The sequence below is a fragment of the Pseudomonas sp. KB-10 genome, assembly GCF_018221585.1.
In the GTDB taxonomy this organism is placed as follows: Bacteria; Pseudomonadota; Gammaproteobacteria; order Pseudomonadales; family Pseudomonadaceae; genus Aquipseudomonas; species Aquipseudomonas yangonensis.
In genome coordinates this window covers 424,639-436,200 of sequence record NZ_QYYB01000004.1, presented here as the reverse complement: position 1 = coordinate 436,200, position 11,562 = coordinate 424,639, and the positions used below count along the sequence as shown (strand labels likewise).

Below are 11,562 nucleotides of genomic sequence, written 5' to 3'. Positions count from 1 at the left end.
CGGAAGTTCCGCAAAAACATGGGCTGATTCTGGGCCTGTGGCACAAGCAGGATCAAGGCTTGATTCAAGGCAATGCGCAAAATCGATGCCGGGATAATCTGTCTTGTAGCCATCAAGCCTGCAAACGACAGGCGCCACCCTCAGGAACCTTGCCTATGAGTGCCTTCCAGGAAATCGCCGCCCTGCTCAGCCTGTCCGCGCTGCTGGGCATGCTCGCCGTCAGGCTGCGCCAGCCATTGATCATCGCCTATATCCTGGTCGGCATCATCGCCGGCCCGGCAGTGATGAATCTGGCCGGCGATCACAGCTCGATCAGTCTGTTGTCGGAAATCGGCATCACGGTGCTGTTGTTCGTCGTCGGCCTGAAACTGGATATGCATCTGGTGCGCACGCTGGGCCCGGTGGCTCTGGCCACCGGTCTGGGGCAACTGAGCTTCACCATCGTCGCCGGCCTGTTCCTGTGTCGTCTGCTGGGCCTGGACTGGGCGAGTGCCGGCTACGTGGCCGTGGCGCTGACCTTTTCCAGCACCATCATCATCGTCAAACTGCTGTCGGACAAAGGCGAAATCGATTCTCTGCACGGCCGCATCGCCATGGGCTTTCTCATCGTGCAGGACATCGCCGTGGTGCTGGCCATGCTGGTCATCAGCCTGTATCAGCCGAGCCACGGCACGCACGAGGGGTTATCGCCGCTGGCGCTGATCGGCGCCCTACTGGCCAGCCTGGCGCTGCTCTATCTGCTGGTACGCTTTGCCCTGCCACGCCTGCTGGCGCCCATGGCCCGCTCGCCCGAACTTCTGATGCTGGTGGCTATCGCCTGGGGCACCCTGTTGGCTGGAGGTGCCGAGGCACTGGGGCTGTCCAAGGAACTGGGCGCATTCATCGCGGGTTTCTGCCTGGCCTCGACGCCATTGCGTGAAGCCATCGCAAGCCGTCTGACCAGCCTGCGCGACTTTCTTCTGCTGTTTTTTTTCCTGCACCTGGGTATTCAGCTGGACTTCACCTACCTGCACCAACAGATCAGCAGCGCGTTGCTGCTGTCGCTGTTCGTGCTGATCGGCAACCCGCTGATCGTGATGGCCATCATGGGGGCGATGGGCTACCGCAAGCGCACCGGTTTCATGGCCGGGCTGACCGTGGCGCAGATCAGCGAGTTCTCCATCATCTTCGTCGCCATGGGCATCAGCCTCGGCCATGTGGGCGGAGCGGCTTTGGGCCTGACCACCCTGGTGGGGATCATCACCATTACGCTGTCCACCTACATGATTCTCTACTCGCAGCCGCTGTTCGAGCGCCTTTCCCCCTGGCTCGGAATCTTCGAGCGGCGCGTCGCCCACCGCGAAAACGCCGAAGACAATGCCCCGCAGCAGGCCCAACCTGAGGTCATCGTCTATGGCCTGGGCCGCTATGGCCGCCAGTTGGCGCACCGCCTGCAGGATGCCGGGCTGCGCGTGCTGGGGGTGGATTTCGACCCGCAGGCGCTGGCCAGCGCCCGCCAGGCAGGCCTGCAGGTGTGCTACGGCGATGCCGAGGACGCCGACTTCATCGCCCACCTGCCCTTGCAGCAGGCGCGCGCTTTGGTCAGTACCATCCCGCAGCGCGAGGTCAATGCCATCCTCCTGCGCGCCGCACGCAGTGGTGGCTTCCGTGGCAACGTCACCCTCAGCGCATTCCGCGAGGGCGACCTGGAAGCCTTCACCCGTGCCGGCGCCGCCAGCGTGCTGCAGCCTTACATCGATGCCGCCGAGTCGGCGGCGCGCAGGGTCCAGGAGGAGATCGGTCAGACGCCTGCCTGAGCGGCCTCAGAACTCGCCGCGCAGGGTCAGGGCGAAGTTGCGCGGCTCGCCGTAGTAGTAGTTGGCGCCCGTGATGCCGATCTTCTCGTAGTAGTACTTGTCGAACAGGTTGTTGGCATTGAACTGCGCCGAGTAATGCGCGTTGAAGCGATAGGCGAGCATGGCGTTGTAGATCGCGTAGCCCGCCTGCTCGGCGCGAGCGCTGCCGGCTGCGTTGGTGGCGTAGATATCGCTCTGCGCCTGCACGCCACCACCCACCGTCCAGTTGGCGAACTGACCCGGCAGCTTGTAGGTGGTGAACAAACGCAGCAGGTGCTTCGGGTCGGTGGTGCGCAGTGCATTACCCTGGTTGTTGGCGGTGTCCTTCAGGTACTCGGTAGTGGTGTAGGTGTAACCCCCACCCACCTGCCAGCCCGGCAGCACTTCACCCGATATTTCCAGCTCGACACCTTCGCTACGGCTCTTGCCGGCAGCGGTCTTGCAGTAGCCGCTGGGATAGTACGGCAGGCACTGCTGCACGCCGTTGGTGATGGACGGGTCGTCCAGCGCCTTGCCGATCAGGTTGGTGCGGAACAGGGCAACCGAACTGTTCAGGCGCCCGTCGTAGAACTCGCCCTTGAGGCCCAGCTCATACACCTCGCCCGTCATCGGCTCGAGTACCGAACCGGCGGCATCGAACGCGGCCTGCGGGGCGAAGATCTCAGTGTAGCTGGTATAGGCACTGATGTTGTCGGTCAGGTCGTAGATCAAGGCCGCGTAGGGAACGACCTCACGGGTGACCTTGTAGTCTCCGGTGGTGCTGGTGAGATTCTCGAAGTCGTACCAGTTCAGACGCGCACCGATGATGGCGGTCAGCGGGTCGGCCAGTGACAGGTTGAGACTGGCATAGGTGGCCTTCTGAGTGGTGATGGTGTGCGCCTGCGGGTTGACCTGGGCACCGGTGCGCTCCTTGTTCACGGCCGATGGGTTCCAGTTGCGCACGTCCACTCCTCGTGCGTTGTAGCCCCACACGGACTCGACGCCGATGGCATCGGCCTCGTTCCATTCGGCGCCCAGCGTCAGCCGGTGTTCGCGCCCCAGCAACTGGAACGGACCGTCCAGTACCGCAGCGACGTTGCTGTAGTTGGTCCGGCCACCGCCATCGTTGAAGTTGTAGTTCACGTCCCACAGATAGGGGTTGGTAGCGCCCGCCGTTCTCGCCAGCGAGGTTTGCTGGAAACCATGATCCTTGTATGCCAGACGGCTGCGGTTGGCGTTCAGCTTCAGATTCCAGTCATTGTCGAAGGCATGCTCCAGTTCGGCGAAAGCATGGGCGTTGGTGCGGTCCCAGCGAGCCCAGTTGGCACCAAGGAAGGTCGAGCGGGAAAACGACAACGGCGAGCCGTCGAAATCGGGGACCAGCCCGCCCCATGCGCCAGTGGCATCGATCTCGCTGTACTCGAGCCCGCCGGTCACCGTGGTGCGGTCGCTCAGGTCGGCGGCCAGTACCGTGTAGAGCACGTTCTTGCGCTCCATGCGGGTGTCCTGGAAGAAATCCTTGTCATCGTGTACCGCGATCACCCGCCCACGGATGTTGCCGCCTTCGGTCAGCGGCCCGGAGATATCCGCCACGTAACGATTGGCGTCCCATGAACCGAGGGTATAACTGGCCGAGCCCTGGAAATCACGTGTCGGACGCTTGCGAACCATGTTCACGATACCGGACGGGTTGCCCGAGCCACGCAGCATGCCGCTGGCGCCACGCAACACTTCCACATGATCGAGGGTGGCTACATCCGGCTGGATGAAGTTGCCACTGCGCCAATCGACATTGATGGTCGAACCATCGAACTGCAGGGCATCGATCTGATAGCCGCGCGAGTAGTAGTTGACTCGCTCGCTGTCGGTCTGGTCCACCACCACGCCGGGCGTCTGCTGCAGCATCTGCTTGAGGTTGGTGAGGTTCTGATCCTTCATCCGCTGTTCGGTCAGTACCGTCACCGATTGCGGCGTACGCCGCAGCGATTGCGGCGTCTTGCCGATGCTCACGCTGCCGGTGGTGTAGGAGCCGCTACCCTCGGTTACGCCGCCCAGCCGGCTGCCGATTACGCTGCTTGAGCCCAGGTCCAGAGCATCGCCACTGCCGGCCAGCGGCACCAGCACGAACGAGCCAGGTGACTGCGCCTGGCTACGCAGGCCGCTGCCTTGCAGGAGGGTGTCCAGCGCCTGTTGCAGGCCCACTTCGGCGTCGATCCCGGGGCTGAGCTTGTCGCTGACGTCCGCTTCGCTGTAGGACAGACTGATACCCGCCTGGCGCGCCAGCTGATCCAGCGCATCGACCAGCGGCCCGGGAGCGATCCGCCAGTGCTGACGCTGCTCGCTGACAGGCAGGTCATCCGCGGCCCAGCCGGGGCCTGCCGCTGCGCCCAGAGCCAAACCAAGGATCGCCGCGCGCAGGGCACCGGCCAGGGGAGAAACTGAAGCGGTCATCACATACTCCATGTCGAGATCAGCAGAGTGGCCTGTCGTCGGCCTTCTCTTACTGGTCGAACGAAATGAGAATCCACCTCAGTTATTTTTTTCGATTACCGTCAGGCTTTGCCACTGACCGTCACCCAGTAATCGGTGCGGTAGTCGATATGGATGGGCAGCGTGCTGCCGAGCAGCGCCAGCACCCGATCGGTATCGCCCAGCTGGAAGGTGCCGGAGACACGGAGCTGCGCCACGTCATCGCGGCAGTACAGAAGGCCGCGGCGATAGCGCGACAGCTCGGCGAGGAAGGCACGCAACGGCATGCCGCGCGCACTGAGTACACCATCGCTCCAGCCCCAGGGATCGAGGCCGTTATCAGCCGCCGGGCGGATGGCCAGCCCATCGAACTGCACGCGCTCGCCCGCGGCGACGATCGCCGAAGCTCCGGCCACGGTCAGCGCCACCTGACCGTCGCGCACCGCCAGCAGGCTGCCGCCGGCCTCCTCCTGACGCAGCAGGAAGCGCCCCTGCCCCCGCAACGAACCATCGCGCGCGCTGAGCTGCAGCGGGCGCGGGCCGGCCTCGGCCAGCAACTCGCCGTAGAATAGTTCGATGCGCCGGCGTGCCAGATCGACATCCAGCGCCGTGGCGCTGTTCATCTGCACGCTGATATCGTCGCCCAGCGCCAGGTGGCGCCGCTCGCCGACGCCACTGCGATAGTCGGCCATCAACCCTGGCAGCGCCTGCGTTCGCGCTCCGGCCCAGCCGAGCATGCCGATGCCAGCGCACAACCCCAGTAGCTTGAGGCCCTGGCGACGGCTCATGCGCCGGCTGGCGCCCTGCAGGGTGCTGCGACTCAACGCCGGCGGCAGGTTGGCAAAGCGCTCGCTGGCCTGGTTGACGCGCTGCCAGGCCAGCGCATGCTCCGGCGCAGCGGCCAGCCAGCGCTCGAAACGCTCGAGGGTCTGCGCGTCCGGCTGGTTGTACTGCAGTTGCACCAGCCAGGCGATGCCCTGCTCGACCGGGTCGTCAGTACGGCTCATGGCAGCTCCGATAGCAGGCCATCAGCGCCTTGGCCAGATCGCGCTCGACCGTGGCTCGCGACATGCCGATACGCTCGGCGATCTGCGGGCAGGTCAGGCCATCGAGCTGGGCCAGCAGGAACACCTGGCGCACCCGCGGCTTCAGCCCGTCGAGCAGGCGGTCGAGCTGTTCCAGGGTTTCCAGCAGCAGCAGGCGCTCTTCCTCGGACGGCGCTTGCGCCTCGTCGAAATGGCTGATGCTTTCCAGATAGGCCTGCTCCAGTGCCCGCCGCCGATACTGGTCGATCATCAGACCACGGGCGACGCTGCCCAGATAGGCACGCGGATTGAGCAACAGGCCGCTCGGCTTGCCGCTGCGCAGCAGGCGCACGAACACGTCCTGAGCCAGGTCGGCAGCGTTGTCGCGGCAGCCGACACGCCGGCTGATCCAGCCGTGCAGCCAGGAGCGGTGTTCACGGTAAAGCTGGTCGAGGGCCGTGTCGGCAGCCGAGGAATCGCGGGACATGAGGCGGCAGAAAATCAATTGATAATACTTCTCAATTTATCCTTTCGTCGCAGCACCTGCAATCCCGCGCCGGTAACGCCTCAGAACTCGGGACTCATCATGCCCACGCAGCTCAGGCAACACTCGGCAACCGGCAGAGCGGCCAGGCGCGCCGCCTCGATCGGCTCGCCACAGCACAGGCATTCGCCATAACGCCCTTCGGCCAGGCGCTGCTGGGCCTGGCGCACCAGCAGCAGGCCTTGCTCGGCCTCGGCCAGCAGGGCTTCGAGCACCTCGTCGTTTTGCCGCTGCTGCGCCTGCTCGGCGCCGTTGGCCGGGTGCCTGCGCTCGAGGCAGCGGGCAATCGCCTCGGCGCGGGTGGTGTATTCGTGCAACAGCGCGTCCAGCACATCACGGTGAGCCATGATCAACCTCCTTGCCTATCAACGGTGCTCAGTGTGACGCGCAGCGCCAAGCCCATGACTGACGCCAGTCAGCACTTGCGCAAAATGTCTTGCTCGACTGCCTTGACACCGGTCGGCAGGCTGGCCAAAGCTCGCCCATCGCCATGACCAGAAGAACAGCGACCTTGAAACGGACATTCGCCGTCCTCGCCCTGAGCCTCAGCCTCCCCCTGCATGCCGCCACGGCCGAACGTCTGGCCAACGATCCCTACTGGATCGCCCTCGGCCACTACGAAACCGGCAAGCTCGGAGGTTGGCGCAGCTATGTCGACGACGAGGATTTCTTTCTCGCCGAAGATGGCGACAGCAACCCGTCCGCCGAATTGCAGGCGACCCTCGAGGCGCTGTACCAGCCTGCCGAACTGGGCGACCGCCACCCGCAGTGCGTGTACCCGGCGCGCACGCGCTGGCTCAAGGCCCAGTTGCAGCTCGACGACCTACCCAGCCCCGACTGCGCCGAGTACCGAGAGTGGATCGCCGACGTCAATCCGCACAGCACGGTGCTGGTGTTCCCGGCCGCCTATCTGAACAGCCCGTCATCGATGTTCGGTCACACCCTGCTGCGCATCGATCAGCCCGACATCGACAGCCACAACACCGCGCTGCTCAGCTACGCGCTGAACTTCGGTGCCTTCATCGAAGGTAACGACAACAGCATCCTCTACGCCTGGCGCGGGCTGATGGGCGGCTACCCGGGCCTGTTCGCCCTGGTGCCGTACCGCGAGAAACTCAGCGAGTACAACCGTCTGGAAAACCGCGACCTGTGGGAGTACCGCCTGAACCTGACGGCAGAAGAAACCACGCGCATGGTCGAGCACGTCTGGGAACTCAAGCAGATCCGCTTCGACTATTTCTTCTTTGACGAGAACTGCTCCTACCGCCTGCTCGAGCTGCTGGAAATCGCCCGCCCCGGCATCGAACTGACCGAGCACTTTCCGCTTACCGCCATCCCCACCGACACCGTGCGCGCCGTCAAGGACGCCGGGCTGGTGGAACGCATCGACTATCGCCCTTCGCGTGAGCGCGAGCTGCTGGCGCGCGCCGAACCGCTGGACAATGACGAACAGAGCTGGGTGCTGCGCCTGAGCGAAGATCCGACGCAGCTCGAGAATGCCAATTTTCTCACCCTTCCGGCTGAACGGCGTGCGCTGATCCAGGACGCCGCCTTTCGCCTGGTGCGCTATCACGCCAACGACGAAGAACGCAGCAGCAACGCCCAGCGCAGCTTCCAGCTGCTTGGCGCGATCAACCGTAACCCGCCACCACCGTTGAAGGTCGAGCGCCCGCCGTTGCCCGAGGAAGGCCACGAATCACGCACCTGGCAACTGGCCGGCGGCAGCCGTGATGATCGCGCCTTCGCCGAATACGGCCTGCGCATGGCCTACCATGACCTGAACGACAACCTCGCCGGTTTCCCGTTGGGTGCACAGATCGAGATATTCCAGCTCAAGCTACGCCAGTACGAGAACAACCACTGGCAGTTGCAGCGCCTGGACCTGGCCAACATTCGCTCGCTGACACCGCGCAACGACCTGCTCCAGCCACTGTCCTGGCAGGTTGGCGGTGGCCTGGAGCGGGTTCTCGGTGAGGACGGCGATAGCCGCTTGGTCGGCCATATCAGCGGTGGCGCCGGTGCCACCTGGCAGATGCACGACGACCTACTCGGCTTCGCCCTCGGTACGGCACGACTGGAATACAACGAGGACTTTGCCGCCGTCGTCTCTCCCGCCCTGGGTTTCAACAGCGGCCTGCTGTGGCGCAACCCGCTGGGCAACCTGACGCTGGAGGCAGCCGGCGACTACTTCCATAACGGCGAAGTGCGCCGTCGCCTGTCACTCAACCAGCAATGGGAAATGTCACGCAACCTCGGCCTGCGCCTGAGCGCCCAGCGCGAGTTCAGCCAGATCGCCAGCCCGGTCAACGAGGTGAAGCTGGAGCTGCGCTGGTATCACTACTGAACGCCAGCAGGCAGACAACAGGCTTCTATACTGAAATTCCCGCTGCCCGTTTCAGGAGAGCCATCATGCGTCGCACGCTCATGTTTCTCGCCGCCGCCCTGATCAGCCTGCCGCTGTGGGCCATGCACTGTCCACAGGACATGGCCAAGATCGATGCGCTGCTGCAAAGCGATCCTCCTGCCGATCCTGATGTGCTGGCCAGGGTCAAGGAACTGCGCGCCGAGGGCGAGGCGCTGCACAAGGCTGGCGATCACAGCGAGTCGGTCAAGGTACTCGGCGAAGCGCTGGACCTGCTCTCCGCCAGCGAATAAGCACAGCGGCCTCAGAAACCGCTGTAGAGCAGGCTCAGCGCCACCTGCCTGACTTCCTGCAGATCCACCGGCTTGCTCAGGCAGGCGGAGGCGCCGCGCGCTCTGGCATCCTCGAACAGGCGATCATCGGCTACCGCGCTGATCACTATTACCGGCACGCCCCGTAAACGCGGCTCGGCGCGCATGGCGTCGAGTACCTCCAGCCCGTTACCGTCAGGCAGGTCGATATCCAGCAACACCAGCGCGGGTTCGCTGTCGTGCAGTTCGGCCAACGCCCGCTGGCAGGAACTCACACCGCGGACCTCGGCGAATTCTCGCAGCGATGCCTGCAGGATCTTCATGCAGGCCGGATGATCCTCCACGCATAGCACCTGTACCAGGCTGCGTGCCTCTTGCGCCGGCACCTCGACCGTTTCATCGCGAGCGCCTTCAGGACTGGCAGCACTGGGTATGTTCAGCCAGAAGCGACTGCCCACGCCGGGCTCACTGCGCACACCGATCTCACCATCCATCAGCGTGGCCAGCTCGCGACACAGCACCAAACCGATCCCGGTACCGGGGATATTGGAACTCTCGCGACCGAGACGCTGAAATGGCTGGAACAGCTGTGCCAGCTGCTCGCGCGACAGGCCCGGCCCGGTATCGTCGACCCACAAGCGCACGCAATCGGCGCGCACCTCGTAGCCCAGGCGAATCATGCCGCGCGGGCTGTTGTACTTGATCGCGTTGGAAAGCAGGTTGAGCAGGATCTGCCGCACCCGACGCGGATCACCCTGCACGAACAACGGCGGGTCGGCCGCCTCCATGACCTGCAACTGCAGCTGTTTCTGCTGCACCTCGGGTTGCACCAGCTCGGCACAGCCGCTGAGCAGCGCGCCGATTTCGATCGGTTGCAGTTGCAGCTGCTGGCGCCTGCTTTCGATACTCGACAGGTCGAGAATATCGTCCACCAGCGAGGTGAGGTGACGGCTGGCGTTGACGATTTCGCGCGAGTAGTCGGTCTCCAGTTTGGCGTCGGGCTTTTCCTGCGCCTCCATCTCGATCAATTGGGCGAATCCATGGATGGCATTGAGCGGCGTACGCAACTCGTGACTCATGCTCGACAGGAAACGACTCTTGGCCTGGCTGGCGGCCAGCGCCTCGAGGCTGGCATGGCGCAGCTCGTCCTGCACCTGCTTGAGCCGGGTGATGTCGACATGCGTACCGGCGATGCGTAGCGGCCAGCCGCTGTCGTCACGCGACAGGACCTTTCCTCGACTGAGCAGCCAGACGTACTCGCCGCGGCAATCGAGATAGCGATACTCGGCGTCGAAATATTCCTCGCCGTTGTCGGCAAAGAGCTTGCGCAGGTGGCGCAGGCGCTCCAGATCATCGGGGTGTACGCGCTGGTTGAACTCGCTCAGCGTCAGGTGGCTCGCCCCCAGGCCAAAACGCCGTACGAAGCGCTCGCTGAGATCGATGGTGAGATCACGGGTGTCGATCTGCCAGAGGCTTTCGGTGGTGCTATCGAGCACAAGCTGCAGGATGCTTTGCGCCTCCAGCCGCTCATGCTCACTGGCCTTGAGCTGTTTGCCGGCCTGCTGCACGGCCTCGGCCAGGCGACTGACCTCGGCGATGCGACTGTCCGGTGCGGTGGGCAGGTACTTACCCTGCCCCAGACTGGCGGCCATGTCGACGATGCCGTCGATAGGCTCGGCCAACTGATTGCTCAGGTTGCGCGAGCGCAGCCACATCAGGGCAAAGAACAACAGATAGAACGCAGCCAGACCAGCGATCAGCAGGTAGCCGATGTGCATGTAACGCTCGGCCAGCTGGTTGGTGTCATGGAAGATCTGCTCCTCATCCACCACCAGCAGCAAGCGCCAGCCGGTCTGCGGAATTTCGCTCCAGGCCACCAGTTGCTTGCGTCCGCCGTGCAGCACCTCCTGAACGTTGCCGTTGCCCTCGTTCATCGCCTGCAGCAACGGCGCCATGCCCTCGCGCTTGGCCAGGTTGAAGTCCTCGGGCTTGAGCACCTCACGGCGCACGGCCTCATCGTAGGAATACTGGGTCAGCTCGCGCAGGCCGAAATCCAGCTCGCCAGCCTTCGGCAGCGCCATGATGTTGTGATCATGACTGACCAGCATCGCGTAGCCGTGCCACGGTACGTTGAGCTCGGCAATCTCGCCCAGTACCTGGCCTACGGTCACGTCCAGGCCGACCACCCCTTCGAGAAAATCATCGCGATACACCGGCGCGATGGCCGACAGCATCCAGCCGAGACCGGCCGGATCGAGGTACACCTCGGTCCACATCACCTTGCGCTGCGGGTTGTGCTGAGCATCGGCGAGGTAATAGAAGTTGTAATCGGGTATCACCATGTCATGGGGATACTGCGCGGGCGTATCGAACCAGGGGTAGATGCGGTTGTAGCTGTCCCAGGTATTGAAATACAGCGCAGCCACCAGGGGGTTGGACGTCTGGATCGAACGCATCAGCGGGTCGATCTGCGACAGGCGCATGACCTTGGCGTGATCCTGCTGCGCCAGAGGCGTGCTGTTGGCATAGAAGGACGCGGCCCGCCCGTCATCGCTGCGGGTGTAGAACACGCCGCTCTCAGTCACCGCATGACGCTGGCGTTCGAGCGCATCGGCCTGGAAATCGGTATCGAGCAGCGCCTCATGCGTTGCATCGCGAAAAACCTGTACCAACGACTCGATGGAGCGCAGGCGCCCGTCGATGACCTGTCCCTCACGCAACGCGGCGCTGGCCAGATCCTTCACGGCGGTCTCCTGCAAATGCCCGACCTGCGCGTCACGAATCGCCTGGTTACTTAGCAGATACACCGCAATAAGCACCGACTCCACGAGAATCAGCGGGATCAGCGCGCTTTGTACGAACGCTCGCCAGATCCACTGACGCAAGGGGTAGCGGCTAGAACTCGGCATTACGGCTCCTTTCCAGAGGTCGCGGGCAGACGCGAAGGGCCATCATAGCTTCCCGAGACGGAATCCGCAGTCGACGCTGAGGAACCTTTGGCGTAGACTCCACGTCCTAGCTGTAACCACGAAAGTTT

The 11,562-nt window shown here is 63.8% G+C and carries 8 protein-coding genes; 3 read left to right on the top strand and 5 right to left on the bottom strand.

The window, feature by feature from the left end:
- The first annotated feature begins 155 nt into the window (after positions 1-155).
- Positions 156-1,796 (top strand): cation:proton antiporter, encoded by a 1,641-nt coding sequence (locus DXK50_RS13865; protein WP_212630717.1) that lies wholly within the window; start codon positions 156-158, stop codon positions 1,794-1,796.
- Between the two features lie 6 nt (positions 1,797-1,802).
- On the opposite strand, the gene DXK50_RS13860 is transcribed toward DXK50_RS13865, so the two are convergent.
- The 4 genes from DXK50_RS13860 to DXK50_RS13845 all read right to left on the bottom strand — a co-directional run bounded on the left by DXK50_RS13860 (position 1,803) and on the right by DXK50_RS13845 (position 6,199).
- The gene (locus DXK50_RS13860) at positions 1,803-4,265 is read right to left on the bottom strand and encodes a TonB-dependent siderophore receptor (protein ID WP_249186834.1); all 2,463 of its coding nucleotides are present in this window, start codon (positions 4,263-4,265) and stop codon (positions 1,803-1,805) included.
- Between the two features lie 101 nt (positions 4,266-4,366).
- Complete coding sequence (locus DXK50_RS13855; protein WP_212630715.1) at positions 4,367-5,290, bottom strand: DUF4880 domain-containing protein; 924 nt, start codon at positions 5,288-5,290, stop codon at positions 4,367-4,369.
- Positions 5,277-5,795 (bottom strand): sigma-70 family RNA polymerase sigma factor, encoded by a 519-nt coding sequence (locus DXK50_RS13850; protein WP_161864601.1) that lies wholly within the window; start codon positions 5,793-5,795, stop codon positions 5,277-5,279. The genes DXK50_RS13855 and DXK50_RS13850 overlap by 14 nt, the downstream gene beginning before the upstream one ends.
- Before the next feature lie 80 nt (positions 5,796-5,875).
- Positions 5,876-6,199, bottom strand: a complete 324-nt coding sequence (locus tag DXK50_RS13845; RefSeq protein ID WP_161864602.1) for a TraR/DksA family transcriptional regulator — start codon at positions 6,197-6,199, stop codon at positions 5,876-5,878.
- A 164-nt stretch (positions 6,200-6,363) separates the two neighbouring features.
- On the opposite strand from DXK50_RS13845, the gene DXK50_RS13840 reads away from it, so the two are divergent.
- Together DXK50_RS13840 and DXK50_RS13835 are read left to right on the top strand one after the other, a co-directional pair.
- On the top strand, positions 6,364-8,196 hold the full coding sequence (locus DXK50_RS13840; protein ID WP_461818875.1) for an Lnb N-terminal periplasmic domain-containing protein: 1,833 nt from the start codon (positions 6,364-6,366) through the stop codon (positions 8,194-8,196).
- A 65-nt stretch (positions 8,197-8,261) separates the two neighbouring features.
- Complete coding sequence (locus DXK50_RS13835) at positions 8,262-8,507, top strand: hypothetical protein (RefSeq protein WP_161864604.1); 246 nt, start codon at positions 8,262-8,264, stop codon at positions 8,505-8,507.
- A gap of 11 nt (positions 8,508-8,518) precedes the next feature.
- On the opposite strand, the gene DXK50_RS13830 is transcribed toward DXK50_RS13835, so the two are convergent.
- Positions 8,519-11,434: a hybrid sensor histidine kinase/response regulator gene (locus DXK50_RS13830; protein ID WP_212630713.1), complete on the bottom strand. Its 2,916-nt coding sequence runs from the start codon at positions 11,432-11,434 to the stop codon at positions 8,519-8,521.
- Positions 11,435-11,562 lie beyond the last annotated feature (128 nt).